Annotated in this window: 10 protein-coding genes and 3 pseudogenes; 9 read left to right on the top strand and 4 right to left on the bottom strand. The window is 58.3% G+C overall.

The window, feature by feature from the left end:
* Positions 1 to 269: 269 nt before the first annotated feature.
* Positions 270 to 1,250 (bottom strand): IS481 family transposase, encoded by a 981-nt coding sequence (locus H9K75_RS02960; RefSeq protein ID WP_187724713.1) that lies wholly within the window; start codon positions 1,248 to 1,250, stop codon positions 270 to 272.
* 270 nt (positions 1,251 to 1,520) lie between these two features.
* Between H9K75_RS02960 and H9K75_RS02955 the strand changes: the two genes are divergently transcribed.
* Both H9K75_RS02955 and H9K75_RS02950 read left to right on the top strand, forming a co-directional pair.
* Positions 1,521 to 2,003, top strand: coding sequence for a hypothetical protein (locus H9K75_RS02955; protein WP_187724712.1), 483 nt, complete (start codon positions 1,521 to 1,523; stop codon positions 2,001 to 2,003).
* A gap of 138 nt (positions 2,004 to 2,141) precedes the next feature.
* Positions 2,142 to 2,786, top strand: coding sequence for a hypothetical protein (locus tag H9K75_RS02950; protein WP_187724711.1), 645 nt, complete (start codon positions 2,142 to 2,144; stop codon positions 2,784 to 2,786).
* Between the two features lie 16 nt (positions 2,787 to 2,802).
* Here the strand turns inward: H9K75_RS02950 and H9K75_RS25370 are convergent.
* Both H9K75_RS25370 and H9K75_RS02940 read right to left on the bottom strand, forming a co-directional pair.
* A pseudogene (locus H9K75_RS25370) lies at positions 2,803 to 2,980 on the bottom strand (transposase); the annotation flags it as partial.
* 297 nt (positions 2,981 to 3,277) lie between these two features.
* A complete protein-coding gene (locus tag H9K75_RS02940) occupies positions 3,278 to 4,201 on the bottom strand; it encodes a LysR family transcriptional regulator (protein WP_187724710.1) in 924 nt (307 codons plus the stop codon).
* A gap of 83 nt (positions 4,202 to 4,284) precedes the next feature.
* Between H9K75_RS02940 and H9K75_RS02935 the strand changes: the two genes are divergently transcribed.
* The 3 genes from H9K75_RS02935 to H9K75_RS23390 are packed head-to-tail and all read left to right on the top strand — an operon-like array spanning position 4,285 to position 7,110.
* The gene (locus tag H9K75_RS02935; RefSeq protein ID WP_187724709.1) at positions 4,285 to 5,667 is read left to right on the top strand and encodes an acyclic terpene utilization AtuA family protein; all 1,383 of its coding nucleotides are present in this window, start codon (positions 4,285 to 4,287) and stop codon (positions 5,665 to 5,667) included.
* Positions 5,668 to 5,670: 3 nt separating this feature from the next.
* Positions 5,671 to 6,075 (top strand): AtuA-related protein, encoded by a 405-nt coding sequence (locus H9K75_RS02930; protein ID WP_226858481.1) that lies wholly within the window; start codon positions 5,671 to 5,673, stop codon positions 6,073 to 6,075.
* A gap of 36 nt (positions 6,076 to 6,111) precedes the next feature.
* A complete protein-coding gene (locus tag H9K75_RS23390) occupies positions 6,112 to 7,110 on the top strand; it encodes a Bug family tripartite tricarboxylate transporter substrate binding protein (protein ID WP_226858480.1) in 999 nt (332 codons plus the stop codon).
* A gap of 101 nt (positions 7,111 to 7,211) precedes the next feature.
* Here H9K75_RS23390 and H9K75_RS02925 read toward each other — a convergent pair.
* Positions 7,212 to 8,246: pseudogene (locus H9K75_RS02925) on the bottom strand (AI-2E family transporter); the annotation flags it as partial.
* A gap of 247 nt (positions 8,247 to 8,493) precedes the next feature.
* Here H9K75_RS02925 and H9K75_RS02920 point away from each other — a divergent pair.
* The 4 genes and pseudogenes from H9K75_RS02920 (at position 8,494) to zapE (ending at position 15,614) form a co-directional block, all read left to right on the top strand.
* Positions 8,494 to 11,372: pseudogene (locus tag H9K75_RS02920) on the top strand (2-oxoglutarate dehydrogenase E1 component).
* A gap of 53 nt (positions 11,373 to 11,425) precedes the next feature.
* Positions 11,426 to 12,706, top strand: coding sequence for a 2-oxoglutarate dehydrogenase complex dihydrolipoyllysine-residue succinyltransferase (gene odhB, locus H9K75_RS02915; protein ID WP_187724706.1), 1,281 nt, complete (start codon positions 11,426 to 11,428; stop codon positions 12,704 to 12,706).
* 245 nt (positions 12,707 to 12,951) lie between these two features.
* Positions 12,952 to 14,379, top strand: coding sequence for a dihydrolipoyl dehydrogenase (gene lpdA, locus H9K75_RS02910; RefSeq protein WP_187724705.1), 1,428 nt, complete (start codon positions 12,952 to 12,954; stop codon positions 14,377 to 14,379).
* Positions 14,380 to 14,516: 137 nt separating this feature from the next.
* A complete protein-coding gene (gene zapE / locus H9K75_RS02905; RefSeq protein ID WP_187724704.1) occupies positions 14,517 to 15,614 on the top strand; it encodes a cell division protein ZapE in 1,098 nt (365 codons plus the stop codon).

Raw genomic sequence — 15,614 nt, 5'->3', positions numbered from 1 at the left:
CAACAGTGTATGCGAATGGGCGCAGATACAGCCCGGAGTGCTCAGTTGGAAAGCTATTTATATGCCCACTAGAAACCAATCATCAATCAGTTGCCTAAAACTGCGGCTGCAATGTAGCTGGAGGAGATACAAGGCCGATTATGGGATGACCGCAGCTGGATCGGCAAGATTGAAATAAATCCGCTTCTCGATCATTGCGATATAAAGCAGCTTGAGAATTGCTTAACCTTTGGGTGAGTTTATGTTCAAAAAAGCTAGTTTGGTGTTCATTATTTGTCAGGTCCCGATTGGTTATAAACCCGTTTTTTGAATAGCTCAGGCTTCTTGGAATACCAATCTTTCATTGACTGAACAGGAGCCAAATGATCGAGCGCGCGTTGAGGTATCTGGTGGTTGTAGGTCTTCACGTAGCTCATCAGCGTTGCCTCCAACTGTGCGGCTGATGCAAAGCGCGTTTGCTTGAGCACCTCGCTGATTCGGCCATTGAAACGCTCGACCATGCCGTTGGTCTGCGGGTGGCGTGGTGGACACAGGCGATGCTCGATGCCCAGTGCCTTGCAGCGCACATCGAACTGATGTTGACCACTGGGCTGGCGTGCCCGGCGGGTGAATCGATCAGTGAACTGGCTGCCGTTGTCCGTGAGCAGCTTGACGATCTTCATGGGCGCTGCATGCTCCAGGCGGTTCAGGAAGTCCACGCTGCTGTCCTCGCTTTGATCGCCGTAGATGTGCATGAACACCCAGCGCGTGGCGCGGTCGATGGCGACGAACAGATAGCGCCTGTGCTGTTCATCGGGCATCTGGGGAAGGTACTTGATGTCCACATGTACGAAGCCCGGTTCGTAGTCCTTGAAGGTCTTGGCGGGCCGCTGTGTGTCTGTGCCGGCATCCGCCTGCGCCTTGGCTTGCAGCTCACGCAAGTTGGCAACGCTGTGACGGCGCAGACACCGGTCAAGGCCCGCACGCGAGACATGCGGATTGATAAACTCACGCACCAGCGCAACCAAATCATCAAGCGGCAGCAGGCAACGCAGCTCTACCGCAATGGCCTCCTGCACGGGTGAGAGTGTCGTGTGCAATTTGTGAGGCCTATGCGAAAGATCATCGGGTGTCTCCCGATGTTTCCACTTGAGCACGGTGGCGCGGCTGATGTTGTAGCGTTCGGCCAGTTGAGCCAAGGTCTCTGTCGAGGCTTTGATCTCGGCTCTCGTTCGCGGGGTGGTGCGGGCTTGGGCGTGCACTTGGCTCATGTGATCGGCTCCATTTTGAAAGACTTGATGACGCCGCGCATTACCTCTCTGGCTTCGATGAGTGCCCAGCTTCTACGGGGAATATGATCACATGAGATTGGATAATTATTCTTGTCATTTTTATTATTTTTGCCTATAAAATATTTTCTCCATTTATTTTTGGATTGCTGGATATGTTTTTAGTGGAGATATTAATTTTTATCTGTTTCGTATTAAAAATAATTTCAAAATAATAAGATTTTAAAAAAAATTGCGTTTCATTTTTGAGAGATGGATGAGTTTTCAGACTATCCCTGGTGCATCAACGGCGACTGGTTTGATGCAAATGACAAAACCGGCAGTAAAGGAATGAAAACAAATTACAAGTACATCGCCTTCTTCGTACTATTAATCTCATTATCAAACGAGGCGACCTCAAAATGCAGTACCCCTATCCCGGATTCGGAAGCAATAGTTTCTTATCACAATGCGGCGGGTATTTTGATGGAAATCAATAATAATGAGCTAATACTGCATAGCGTAGATACCAACAAGAATATTGTCGTTAATATTAATAACCTTACGTCGGCATATTCAGCATTTGGTGGCGATGTTAAAATAAGCGACCTGAAGACGGGTATTCAAATGAGAATCTGGTATGTCAAATGTCGATCGCCCAAAAAAGGAACCCCAAAAGCTGAGTATATTGAATTTTTTTCAAATAATCCAGCTGACACCCCCGACGCAACATACTTAAAAAGAAATGGACGTTGAATATTTTATATTATCTTGAGGTATGCGTTTTCTTTCATTTAATGTTTAAACTGTATGAAAACCTGCGTAAGGGAATATTGGAAATTGAGATTTTAGTCTTTTGGTGACCGGTAAGACAGAAAAACGAAGCTATCCATCATGATTATGAAATCGCAATTGTTATCTCTACATAAAATCCTGCTAACAATGGGGATGTTATTGCCTGCACGAAATCCTGCGGCTTCAACGGAACTCAACTCGAGTTGTTTTAAAACCGGCCTACTCGCAACCACTGGTATATTCAATTGGAACCTGGAAATGGTGTCCCTGCGCTTTCTGATGGGGGCACTATTCCTACTGTTTATCCCAAACATTGAAGCGAAGGCGAATGAATCGTCGAAGAATCCAAACCATCTCGATGAATTAATGACGTTTCTCGAAGGCGCGCCCAATGGAGGGATGAAATTTCATCGAAAAAATAAAAATTTATTCTTGGAATATTGTCCAGACAATACTTGCGAAGAAATTCGTGCTGCTAAGAAAGTGGATAAATATTTATTTTTATCCATCTCGTTAATGTATTACAAATACACTTCAAAATACATATATCTTGAACCATGGAACGATAAATCATTAATTTACACGACGCAATTTTTTTTGAAAAATAAAATAATATCCTGCCATCATTTTAACGATGAGGAATTGGCGACATGTGTGTTGAGTTGGGCTGGAAAAAAATATGCGTTATCAGTTTATTTTGCAAGATATGATGGAAATTCTCGTGTTGTCAAGAAACTGTATTAATCAAAATTAGGGAATGTCTGAAAAACTCATCTTCTGATAAGGACTCCTTCATGGCCGGATCACTCAGACTGAACCATTGCTGCAGTTAATGAATGCGCAGCATCGTCTCAACGAGAAACGCTGGACGCCCGGAGAAATTCGCGCTTGCGCGTCTTCTTGATCGACAGGTTCAAGCCCAGACTGATTTGCTTCATGTGGCGATGATCGCAAAATTGTGGTGATGGTGACTGCATTCAGGGGAGTTTTGCAGGCCTTCCCTAAATTTCGTATATGCATTATCGTTTTTGTCGGTGTGGCAGCCGAGGAATATTTTCGAGGCATGGAGCGGTGATGGAATTCAGGATGATATTTTCTTTTTCTGTTTTAACAGATGACCAATATGAGTTTGAAAATGGGAATCTCTAGAAAAAATATCTGTTGTTGAGGTGCTTGGCGTTGGTATTGCATTTCTCTGCGAATTAATAGCAGGTGTTCGATTTAAATGAGAATTATCAATTCTCATCAAAAAACGACCCCTTGGGACGTTTCTCCATAAGCAGCGCATACATCGCCTGCGCCGCAACCGAGAGGCTTCGGTCGCGGCGGCGGACCAGGTAGATTTGGCGGGTGAGTTCGGGCCAAGGCAGGGGCCACGTGACCAGTCCTTGCTGTTGGAAATGAAACAGCGCCAGCGCTGGAATTGCGCTGATTCCCAAGCCCGCGCGCACCATGCCCATGACGGTGGCGAGTTGCTCGACTTCCATCACGCTTTTCATGGGCAGTGGGTGCAAGGCGGCTTCGAGGAACTGGCGCACGCTGCTGTGGCGGGCCATGTGGATGAAGGGCCATTTCGCCAGTTCCTGTGGCGTGATGGTGGTGATCGGGTGTTTGCGCGTACCTTTGGCGAGTGGGTGGTCGGGCTTGCAGACGAGGTGAAAGTCGTCGCTGCAGAAAGGCTCGGCCTGGAGATCGGGCGTGTCGGCGCGGATGGCCGCGAGTGCGAAGTCGGCCTTGCCGCTCGCGACCCTGTCGATGCAGGGTTCGGACAGCACGTCAGCGATCTCGATTTCGATGCCGGGAAAGCGTTCGCGGAACTCCGCCAGCCGCTCCGGCAGCCAGCCCGCCGCGAGCGATGGCAGCAGTGCGATGGCCACGCGCCCGCGTCGCAGGGTGGCGGCGTCGCGCATGCCGGAAATGGCCTGGTTCACTTCGCTTCGGATGCGTTCGGCGGATTCCATGAAATTCGCGCCTTCGGTCGTGAGTTCGACATGACGCGTGCTGCGATCAAACAGACGCACGCCCAGGTCTTCTTCCAGCACCTTGATGAGTGCACTGAAGGCTGGCTGCGACAGATGACATTGCGCGGCGGCGCGCGTGAAGTTGCGCTGCGCGGCGAGCGCCAGAAAGGCATCGATCTGTCTGCTTGAGATATTCATTTGAATATTGGATTAATTCATTTTGATTATCGATTTAACAGAATAACGCAACACCCCTACATTCGCCATCAGGAGACAGCCATATGACACAGTCCAATGTGCTGCCGGACATCTTGCGGATCGGATGTGCGGCGGGCTTTTCGGGTGATCGCACGGACGCGGCGCTGCCCATCGTTCGCGATCTGATTGCCGCTGGCAAGCCCTCGGTGTTGATGTTCGAGACGCTGGCCGAACGCACGTTGGCGCTCGCCCAGTTGGCGCTTCGCGACGATTCCGACGCGGGTTACGAGCCACTACTTGATGAACTGCTGCGCCCGGTGCTGGCGCTGTGTCTCGAACATGGCATTCGCATCGTGAGCAATTTTGGGGCGGCTCATCCGCGTGGCGCGGCGCGGCGCATTCTGGCACTGGCCGAAGAACTGGGGGCACGGCGCCCGAAGATCGCGGTGGTGGAGGGCGACGACCTGCTCGATGAACGGCACCGGCCGATGCTGGTCGAGGCGCTGGGCGAGCGCCTGCCATCGCAGAACATCGTGAGTGCGAATGCCTATATCGGCGCGCAGCCGATTGCCGATGCGCTACGTGCCGGAGCGGACGTCGTCGTGTGCGGGCGCGTGGCGGATCCATCTCTCGTGCTGGGCCCGGCGCTCGCGCATTTCGGCTGGTCGATGCAGGATTGGGACCGGCTTGCGCGCGCGACCATGGTCGGGCATTTGCTCGAGTGCGGCTCGCAGGTAACCGGTGGCTATTTTGCCGACCCCGGCTACAAGGACGTTCCCGATCTTGCGAACGTGGGTTATCCGATTGCCGACATCGATGCGAACGGCGATTGCACTATTTCCAAACCCGCCGGAACCGGCGGGCGCATCGACGGTTGCACGGTGAAGGAGCAACTGCTGTATGAGCTGCATGATCCCTCGGCATATCTCACGCCCGACGTGACGGCGGACATCAGCGAGGCGCGCGTGCAGGAAGTCGCGCTCAATCAGGTGCGGCTCGAAGGCGTGAAGGGGCATGAGCGCCCGGCCACGCTCAAGGTCAACGTGTGCTTCGAGGCGGGCTGGTTTGCCGAGGCGGAAATCTCGTATGCCGGTGCGCGGGCGGGCGCCAGGGCCTTGCTCGCGGCGGACGTGATTCGCGAACGGCTGGGCCGCGAGGCGGCGATTCGTGTGGATCTCATCGGCGTGAACAGCGTCTTTGGCGACGATGCCAATGAATGGCTGAACACCGCAAGCGCTGCGCAATTGAAAGGCCTGCGCGCGGCCCGCGATGTGCGGCTCAGGCTGTCATGGCAACGTGAAGATCGTGCCGACGCATTGCGGCTTGCGCGCGAGGTGAATGCGCTTTATTGCGCGGGGCCTGCCGGCGGCGGGGGCGTGCGTTCGGCGATTCGCGCGCGGCTCGGCACGGTGTCCTGCCTGGTGCCGCGTGATGCGGTCCAGGAGCGTTTTGCCTTCGTTGAGTGACCAATGCAGACGGGAAAAATCATGACCGACAAGCTCACATCCTCCGCCCAGCCCGTTGCGTTGCACCGGCTGGCGCACGGCCGAACCGGCGACAAGGGCAATCGATCCAACATCAGCGTGATTGCCTGGCACCCGGTGTTCTGGGACTTGCTGCTGCGCGAACTCACCGAGGAACGCGTGGCCGCGCAATTCGCGTTGCGCCGCCCGGGCCGCGTCAAACGCTACGTGCTGCCAAACCTGCATGCGATGAACTTCGTGCTTGACGACGTGCTCGACGGCGGCGTGAACGATGCACTCAATCTGGACAGTCACGGCAAGGCGTTGTCGTTTCTGCTGCTGGATATCGAGATTGACGTGCCCCACGAGCTGCGCGTTTTCCTCGCGGGCAGCGATGACGAGCAACCCTGAAAAATTCCCCCATTTGAAAACCAAGGAGACATACCCATGCGCGTTTGCACTGACTCTTTTTCTTCGTTCTCCCGCCGCAGCGTTCTGGCCGCATCCCTCGGCGCCGTTGTCGTCGCCATGGCCGCGCAGGCCGAGGCGGCAGACTATCCCGCCAAGCCGATCACCTTCATCGTGCCGTTCGCCGCTGGCAGCGCGACCGATTTGCTGGCGCGTGCGCTCGGGCAGTCGGTGACGGCAGACACCAGGCAGGCCGTCGTTGTCGACAACAAGGGCGGCGCAAGCGGCATGATCGCCGCGCAGTATGTCGCCAAGGCTGCGCCCGATGGTTACACGATCCTGATTACCACGAACACCACGCAATCGGCCAACCAGCATCTGTACAAGAAGCTGCCATATGACCCGGTCAAGGACCTTGCTCCGGTCACGGGTTTGGGCAAGGGCGGTCAGGTGCTGGTGGTGAATGCCTCGTCACCGTACAAGAACGTGGGCGAACTGATTGCGGCGGCCAAGAAGTCGCCCGGAAAGCTGTCCTTCGGTAGCGGCAGCTCGTCAAGCCGTGTCGCGGGTGAAATGCTCAAGCAGCTTGCCGGTGTGGACATCCTGCACGTGCCCTACAAGAGTAATCCGCTGGCGATCACGGATCTGCTCGGTGGGCAGATCGACATGATGATCACGGATACCTCGACCGGCATTCCGCAGATTCGTTCGGGCAAGCTCAAGGCGCTGGGCTACTCCACCAGGACGCGCAGTGCGCAACTGCCCGATCTGCCCACATTGGAAGAAGCGGGCGTGAAGGGCTACGACATGGGCTACTGGTTTGCAGCCTATGCGCCTGCGGGCACGCCCAAGGAGGTGATCGCGCGCCTCAATGAACTGCTCAAGCATGCGACGCAGAGCGCGGCGGCGAAGTCGTTCTATGAAACCGCAGGTTCCGTAGCCTGGACGACGACGCCCGAAGAACTGGCGCAGTTCCAGGCCACCGATGCCCAAAAATGGGGCAAGGTAATCAAGGCCGCCGGTATCGAGCCGGAGTAATCCTCAAGCGACGAGGATCTCGGATCATTGTCCCGTGCGGTCGTGGTGCTCGGATGCGGGGAGTGCGCCGCCAACTCCTCTTCGTCTTCGCTGCCCGCAGGTGGCGAGAACAGGTCCCATACCGCGTTGAACAGTGCCGCGACCATGGGCCCGATCACGAAGCCGCTGATGCCGAAGATCGCCATGCCGCCAAGGGTCGAGATCAGCACCATGTAGTCGGGCAGCTTGGTGTCCTTGCCGACGAGAAGAGGGCGCAGGATGTTGTCCACCGAACCAATGACGCCGGCGCAAAAGGCCACCATCACCACGCCTTGCCAGATGGCACCGGTGGCGAAGAAATAAATGGCCGCAGGCACCCAGATCAGCGCCGCGCCGACGGCGGGTAAGAGCGAGAGAAAGGCCATGACCACGCCCCAGAGCACCGGGCCCTGGATGCCCAGGATCCAAAAGATCAGCCCGCCGAGCGAGCCTTGAACGGCGGCAACGGCGATGTTGCCCTTGACCGTGGCGCGGATCACCGTGGTGAACTTGGCGGCCAGCTTGCGTTTGTGCACGGGATCGAGCGGCACGGCATCGCGAATGCGCGCGGCGAGGGCGCTGCCATCGCGCAGCAGAAAGAACAGCAGATACAGCATCACACCAAAGCCCACCACGAATTGCAGCGTGTTGGAGCCGAAGTCCACCGCCTTGGTGGCAAGGAACTGGCTGGCCTGGGCGCCGAACTTCGAGAGCCGCTCCTCGATCTCGGCCATCGAGGTCAGATGGAAGTGATCCAGCATCTCCATGGCCCAGTCGGGCAGGGCATTCGTGATGGTCTGCAGGTAGCTGCCGACGTTGAGCTGGCCGGATCGCAGATGCTCGTAGATGACCGCGGCTTCGGAGACCAGCGACGTGATGATGAGCAGCAGCGGCAGAATCACCAGAATCAGGCAGATGGTCAGCGTGATCAGCGCTGCGGTGTTCTTGCGCTTGGGCATGCGCTGCAATAGCCATTTTTGCAGCGGGGCGAAGAGGATCGCCAAAACAACACCCCAGAACACCGCAAACGCATAGGGCCAGAGGATTCCGAAGAAGGCCAGCGTCACCAGGATGAGGATCAACAGGAAGGTGCGTTGCTGTAATGTTTGCGATTTCATAAGGCGAGTTTCGGGCAGATTCCGGCAAATGTACGCGAGTTGGGCCCCAGCGATAGCATGTGGGCCCGCGTTTCAGCGCCTGTCCGACATCAAGCCGACATACGCGGTATGAAGTTCAGTGGCACAATAGCGCCCGTACTTAGGCCCTTCCCCTGCCACAGTCGCATCCGCCAACCGGTTCAGCCGTGTCGCGGAAGGTTTACTAACCAGCTAATGCTTCCTTCAGGGAAGCGGAGGTGAGCGGTATATGAGCGAACCCACATCCGTATACAAAGCCTATCAAGGCAACACGTATCTCTTCGGCGGCAATGCCCCTACGTCGAAGAAATGTATGAGAGCTACCTGGCCAACCCCGGCAGCGTTCCCGATTCCTGGCGCGAATATTTCGACGCTCTGCAGCACGTTCCCGCCGTGGACGGCAGCAACGCCAAGGACGTGCCGCACCTGCCCGTCATCAACGCTTTTGCCGAACGCGCAAAGCAGGGTGGCACACAGGTCGTCGTTGCCTCTGGTGCAGATTCGGAGCTGGGCCGCAAGCGCACCGCCGTTCAACAGCTGATCGCCGCCTACCGCAACGTCGGTCAGCGCTGGGCCGATCTTGATCCCCTGAAGCGCACCGAGCGCCCCGAGATTCCCGAGCTGGAGCCGTCGTTCTACGGCTTCACCGATGCCGATCAGGAAACCGTGTTCAACACCAGCAACACGTTCTTCGGCAAGGAAACCATGACCCTGCGCGAGCTGATCAACGCTCTGCGCGAAACGTATTGCGGCACCATCGGCGCCGAATACATGTATGCCACCGACCAGAACCAGAAACGCTGGTGGCAGCAAAAGCTGGAGTCGATCCGCAGCAAGCCGAACTTCGACGCCGCCAAGAAAAAGCGCATTCTCGACCGCCTGACCGCAGCCGAGGGCCTGGAGCGCTACCTGCACACCAAATACGTTGGACAGAAGCGCTTCTCGCTCGAAGGTGGCGAATCGTTCATCGCGTCGATGGACGAACTGATCAACTCCGCAGGCGAAAAGGGCATTCAGGAAGTCGTGATCGGCATGGCCCACCGGGGTCGCCTGAACGTGCTCGTGAACACGCTGGGCAAGATGCCCAAGGACCTGTTCGCCGAGTTTGACCATACCGCTCCCGAAGACCTGCCATCCGGCGACGTGAAGTACCACCAGGGCTTCAGCTCCGACGTGACCACTCCTGGCGGCCCGGTTCACCTGTCGCTCGCATTCAATCCCTCGCACCTGGAAATCGTGAACCCGGTGGTCGAAGGCTCGGTGCGCTCGCGCATGGATCGTCGCGACGACCCGCGCGGCAAGCAGGTGCTGCCGGTGCTGGTGCACGGCGATGCGGCCTTTGCCGGTCAGGGTGTGAACCAGGAAACGCTGGCGCTGGCGCAGACCCGTGGCTACTCCACGGGCGGCACGGTGCACATCATCATCAACAACCAGATCGGCTTCACCACGTCCGATCCGCGCGACGCACGTTCCACGCTGTATTGCACCGACATCGTCAAGATGATCGAGTCGCCCGTGCTGCACGTGAACGGTGACGATCCGGAAGCCGTGGCGCTTGCCACGCAACTGGCGCTCGAGTTCCGCATGGAATTCGACAAGGACGTCGTCGTCGACATCATCTGCTTCCGCAAGCTGGGTCACAACGAGCAGGACACGCCTGCGCTGACGCAGCCGCTGATGTACAAGAAGATCGGCGCGCATCCCGGCACCCGCAAGCTCTACGCCGACAAGCTCGCGACCCAGGGCCTGGGCGACACGCTGGGCGACGACATGGTCAAGGCGTTCCGCGCTGCGATGGACGAGGGCAAGCACACGGCCGATCCGGTGCTCACCAACTTCAAGAGCAAGTACGCCGTGGACTGGAGCCCGTTCCTGAACCAGAAATGGACGGACGCAGGCGACACCGCGATCCCGCTCGCCGAGTGGAAGCGCCTTGCCGAGCGGATCACCACGATCCCCGAAGGCGTGACGCCGCACGCGCTCGTCAAGAAGGTCTATGACGACCGCGCCGCCATGGGCCGTGGCGAGATCAACGTTGACTGGGGCATGGGCGAGCACATGGCGTTCGCGTCGCTGGTGGCTTCCGGCTACCCCGTGCGCCTGTCGGGTGAAGACTGCGGCCGTGGCACGTTCACGCACCGCCACGCCGTGATTCACGACCAGAAGCGCGAAAAGTGGAGCGAAGGCACCTACATTCCGCTGCAGAACGTGGCCGACAACCAGGCCCCGTTCACCGTGATCGATTCGATCCTGTCCGAAGAAGCCGTTCTGGCCTTCGAATACGGCTACGCATCGAACGATCCGAGCACGCTGGTGATCTGGGAAGCCCAGTTCGGCGACTTCGCCAACGGCGCGCAAGTGGTGATCGACCAGTTCATCGCCTCGGGCGAAGTGAAGTGGGGCCGCATCAACGGCCTGACGCTGCTGCTGCCGCACGGCTACGAAGGCCAGGGCCCTGAGCACAGCTCGGCGCGCCTTGAGCGCTTCATGCAGCTTGCCGCCGACGCCAACATGCAGATCGTGCAGCCGACCACTGCCGCCCAGATCTTCCATGTGCTGCGTCGCCAGCAGATCCGCAACCTGCGCAAGCCGCTGGTCATCATGACGCCCAAGTCGCTGCTGCGTAACAAGGACGCGACCTCGCCGCTGACCGAATTCACCAAGGGCTCGTTCCACACGGTGCTGCCGGAGCAGGACGAAGCCGTGGTCAAGAACGCCGCCAAGGTCAAGCGCATCATCGCCTGCTCGGGCAAGGTGTACTACGATCTGGTGAAGAAGCGCGCCGAAGCCAAGCAGGACGACGTGGCCATCATCCGTGTCGAGCAGCTGTATCCCTTCCCCCACAAGGCATTCGCTGCCGAGGTCAAGAAGTACAGCAACGCGAGCGACATCGTGTGGTGCCAGGACGAACCGCAGAATCAGGGTGCCTGGTTCTTCATCCAGCACAACATCCATGAGAACATGCTGGACGGTCAGAAGCTCGGCTACTCCGGTCGCGCCGCCTCCGCGTCGCCCGCCGTGGGTTATTCGCACCTGCATCAGGAGCAGCAGAAGGCACTGATCGACGGCGCATTTGGCAAGCTCAAGGGTTTTGTCCTGACCAAGTAAGGCTGGAAACCCGCTCGTACCCATCAGTACAAAACACGAATAGGAATAGAAAAATGGCTATTGTTGAAGTCAAAGTCCCGCAGCTCTCCGAGTCCATCACGGAAGCCACCATGCTGAACTGGAAGAAGAAGGCCGGTGATGCCGTTGCGGTGGACGAAATCCTCATCGAGATCGAAACCGACAAGGTCGTGCTCGAAGTGCCGGCTCCTTCGGCAGGCGTTCTGGCCGAAATCCTGCAAGGCGACGGGGCCACCGTGACCGCCGAGCAAGTGATCGCCAAGATCGATACCGAAGCCGTCGCAGGCGCTGCGGCCCCGGCTCCCGCCGCAGCACCAGCCGCCGAGGCAGCGCCTGCTGCTGCCGCGGCTCCCGCACCGGCACCTGCCGCCGCTGCTGCCCCTGCCGCAGCGGCATCGGCCAGCAACAACAGCAAGGCCGGCGTTGCCATGCCTGCGGCCGCCAAGATCCTCGCCGACAACAACCTGTCCGCCGCCAATGTGGCCGGATCGGGCAAGGATGGTCGCGTGACCAAGGGTGATGCGCTGTCGGCAATCAAGGGCGGCGCTGCCATCCCGACCGGCGTGCCAACCGCGGCCTTGCCGCAAGTCGCCGCCCCTGCGGTTAACCTGGGCGATCGCCCGGAGCAACGCGTGCCGATGACTCGCCTGCGCGCGCGCATTGCCGAGCGTCTGCTGCAATCGCAATCGACCAACGCCATCCTGACCACGTTCAACGAAGTGAACATGGCTCCGGTGATGGACCTGCGCAAGAAGTTCCAGGACCAGTTCACCAAGGAGCATGGCGTCAAGCTCGGCTTCATGTCGTTCTTCGTGAAGGCGGCCGTGCACGCGCTCAAGAAGTTCCCGGCGGTGAACGGATCGATCGACGGCAACGACATCGTCTACCATGGCTATTTCGACATCGGTATCGCCGTCAGTTCGCCACGCGGTCTGGTCGTGCCCATCCTGCGCAACGCCGATCAGATGAGCTTTGCCGACATCGAAAAGAAGATCGCCGAATTCGGCCAGAAGGCCAAGGACGGCAAGCTGAGCATTGACGAAATGACCGGCGGCACCTTCTCGATCTCCAACGGCGGTACCTTCGGCTCGATGATGTCGACCCCGATCATCAACCCACCTCAGTCCGCGATTCTGGGCGTGCACGCCACCAAGGACCGCGCCGTGGTCGAAGACGGCCAGATCGTGATCCGCCCGATGAACTATCTGGCAATGTCCTATGACCACCGCATCATCGACGGCCGCGAAGCCGTGCTGAGTCTGGTGGCGATGAAGGACGCGCTGGAGGATCCATCCCGTTTGTTGTTCGATTTGTAAATCATGAACAACCCCCTGTGGCGCTGTGCGCCTTCCCCCTTCTCTCGTTTTGCTGTGCAAAGCGGGAAGGGGGACGCAGCCAGCGCGGCGGGGCGGCCCTTGCGCGGCTGCTGCTGGTATCGGCCGCGCCAGACTCATGGGCAGTGATCTGTACCGGACTACAAATTCACGGAAAGCGCAAACCCACCCTTGGCATGGCCTCTCGGTGGGTTTTTTCCAGCAACTGACAAGAAAAGATTCAAAACATGAGCAAGCAATTTGACGTCGTCGTCATCGGCGCAGGCCCTGGCGGCTATATCGCTGCAATTCGTGCAGCGCAACTGGGTTTCAACGTCGCGTGTATCGACGAGTGGAAGAACGCGCAGGGCGGTGCGGCTCCCGGCGGCACCTGCACCAACGTGGGTTGCATTCCGTCGAAGGCGCTGCTGCAGTCGTCCGAGCACTATGACCATGCGAAGCTGCACTTCGCGGATCACGGCATTTCTACCGGGAAGGTGGACATGGACGTGCCCAAGATGATCTCGCGCAAGCAAGGCATCGTGAAGCAGAACAACGACGGCATCCTGTACCTGTTCAAGAAGAACAAGGTCACGTTCTTCCACGGCCGTGGTTCGTTCGTGAAGGCTGCCGATGGCGGCTACGAAATCAAGGTTGCCGGCAAGGAAGAGGAAACCATCACCGGCAAGCAGATCATCATCGCCACTGGCTCGAACGCGCGTGCGCTGCCCGGTGTGCCGTTCGATGAAGAGTTCATCCTGTCCAACGACGGCGCGCTGGCGCTCGAGAAGACCCCGAAGACACTCGGCCTGATCGGCTCCGGCGTGATCGGTCTCGAGATGGGTTCGGTCTGGCGTCGTCTTGGCTCGGAAGTGACGGTGCTCGAAGGCATGGACAAGTTCCTGCCCGCCGTTGACGAGCAGATCGCCAAGGAAGCCAAGAAGGCTTTCGACAAGCAGGGCCTGAAGATCGAGCTCGGCGTGAAGGTCGGCGAAGTCAAGACCGGCAAGAAAGGCGTGACCGTTTCCTACACCAATGCCAAGGGCGAAGCCCAGACGCTGGAAGTGGAAAAGCTGATCGTCTCGATTGGCCGCACCGCCAACACCATCGGCCTGAACCCCGAAGCCGTGGGCCTCGCGCTCGACGAGCGCGGCCAGATCGTCGTGGACGAGAACTGCAAGACCAATCTGCCTGGCGTGTGGGCCGTGGGTGACGTGGTGCGTGGCCCGATGCTCGCCCACAAGGCCGAAGAAGAGGCCGTGGCCGTGGCCGAGCGCATCGCCGGTCAACATGGCCATGTGAACTTCAACACCATCCCCTTCGTGATCTACACAAGCCCCGAAGTGGCGTGGGTGGGCCGCACCGAGCAGCAGCTCAAGGAGCAGGGCGTGAAGTACAAGGCCGGCTCGTTCCCGTTCCTCGCGAACGGCCGCGCACGCGCTCTGGGCGACACGACCGGCATGGTGAAGTTCATCGCCGATGCCGAAACCGACGAAATTCTGGGCGTGCACATGGTCGGGCCGATGGTCTCCGAGCTGATCTCCGAAGCCGTTGTGGCCATGGAGTTCAAGGCATCGAGCGAAGACATCGCCCGCATCTGCCACGCTCACCCATCGCTGTCGGAATCCACCAAGGAAGCGGCGCTGGCCGTGGACAAGCGCACGCTCAACTTCTGATTCAACATCATCGCTGAAGTCGGTTCCGGGTTTTCGGGACTTCGCGATAGCTCTGCCCCAGGACCTGCTCACACCCAGCGATCTTCGTGGATTGTGTGAACAGGTCTTGGTATTTTCAAGGTTTGGGAGAGACGACGGTGAATGTGAAAGAGGCTTACGAGGCAGCGCTCGCCACCAAGGGATTCAAGAGCGATCCGGCGCAATTGCGCGCGGTGGAGGCACTGCAGCGCTGCGCCGACGATTGGAGCAACTACAAGCAAAAGCGCTCCAACGCATTCAAGAAGCTGATCAATCACCCGGACCTGCCCAAGGGTGTGTACATGTATGGCGGGGTGGGGCGCGGCAAGAGCTTTCTGATGGAATGCTTCTACAACGCCGTTCCGATCAAGCGCAAGACACGCCTGCATTTTCACGAATTCATGCGCGAGGTGCATCGCGAACTGCACCAGATGCAGGGCACGCAGAATCCGCTCGACGTGCTGGGCGAGAAGATCTCCAGGAAATACAAGCTGATCTGTTTTGACGAGTTTCACGTGGCCGACATCACGGACGCCATGATTCTCTACCGCCTGCTCGATTCGCTGTTCAGGAACGGCGTGGGCTTTGTGACGACGTCGAACTTCAAGCCCGACGATCTCTATCCCGACGGGTTGCACCGCGACCGCATCCTGCCCGCGATTGCGCTGCTCAACGAGCACATGGAAGTGGTCAACGTGGACAACGGCACGGACTACCGCCGCCGCACGCTCGAAAACGCAAAGCTCTATCACACGCCACTTGGCCCCGAGGCCGAGGCTGCGATGGAGGCCACGTTCAACCAGCTTGCCGAAGTGGACGACGAAGATCCGGTGCTGCACATCGAGGCGCGAGAGATCCGCGCCAAGCGCCGCGCCGGGGGCGTGGTCTGGTTCGAGTTCAACGAACTTTGCGCGGGGCCACGCTCGCAGAATGACTATCTGGAAATCGCCACGCAATTCCACACCGTGCTGCTGTCCAACGTGAAGCACATGCCGGTGAACATGGCGTCTGCGGCGCGGCGTTTCACCTGGCTGGTGGACGTGCTCTATGACCGTTCGGTCAAGCTGATCATTTCGGCCGAGACGGCGCCCGAGGGTCTTTATACTGAAGGACCCTTGGCGCACGAGTTCCCGCGCACCGTCTCGCGTCTGAACGAGATGCAGTCCAAGGAATATCTGGCACTTGAACGCCGCACGGTGGATACCCATCTGACCTGA

Source organism: Diaphorobacter aerolatus (assembly GCF_014489535.1).
Lineage (GTDB): Bacteria > Pseudomonadota > Gammaproteobacteria > Burkholderiales > Burkholderiaceae_C > Diaphorobacter_A > Diaphorobacter_A aerolatus.
The sequence above is the reverse complement of the archived record's forward strand: the minus strand, read 5'-3'. Positions and strand labels throughout refer to the sequence as shown.

What these genes read in the sequence shown, in the direction of transcription:
- lpdA (WP_187724705.1), top strand. Translation starts at nt 12,952, where the DNA reads ATGAGCAAGCAATTTGACGTCGTCGTCATCGGCGCAGGCCCTGGCGGC.
- odhB (WP_187724706.1), top strand. Translation starts at nt 11,426, where the DNA reads ATGGCTATTGTTGAAGTCAAAGTCCCGCAGCTCTCCGAGTCCATCACG.
- H9K75_RS02955 (WP_187724712.1), top strand. Translation starts at nt 1,521, where the DNA reads ATGGATGAGTTTTCAGACTATCCCTGGTGCATCAACGGCGACTGGTTT.
- H9K75_RS02935 (WP_187724709.1), top strand. Translation starts at nt 4,285, where the DNA reads ATGACACAGTCCAATGTGCTGCCGGACATCTTGCGGATCGGATGTGCG.
- H9K75_RS23390 (WP_226858480.1), top strand. Translation starts at nt 6,112, where the DNA reads ATGCGCGTTTGCACTGACTCTTTTTCTTCGTTCTCCCGCCGCAGCGTT.
- H9K75_RS02960 (WP_187724713.1), bottom strand. Translation starts at nt 1,250, where the DNA reads ATGAGCCAAGTGCACGCCCAAGCCCGCACCACCCCGCGAACGAGAGCC.
- H9K75_RS02940 (WP_187724710.1), bottom strand. Translation starts at nt 4,201, where the DNA reads ATGAATATCTCAAGCAGACAGATCGATGCCTTTCTGGCGCTCGCCGCG.
- H9K75_RS02930 (WP_226858481.1), top strand. Translation starts at nt 5,671, where the DNA reads ATGCAGACGGGAAAAATCATGACCGACAAGCTCACATCCTCCGCCCAG.
- H9K75_RS02950 (WP_187724711.1), top strand. Translation starts at nt 2,142, where the DNA reads ATGATTATGAAATCGCAATTGTTATCTCTACATAAAATCCTGCTAACA.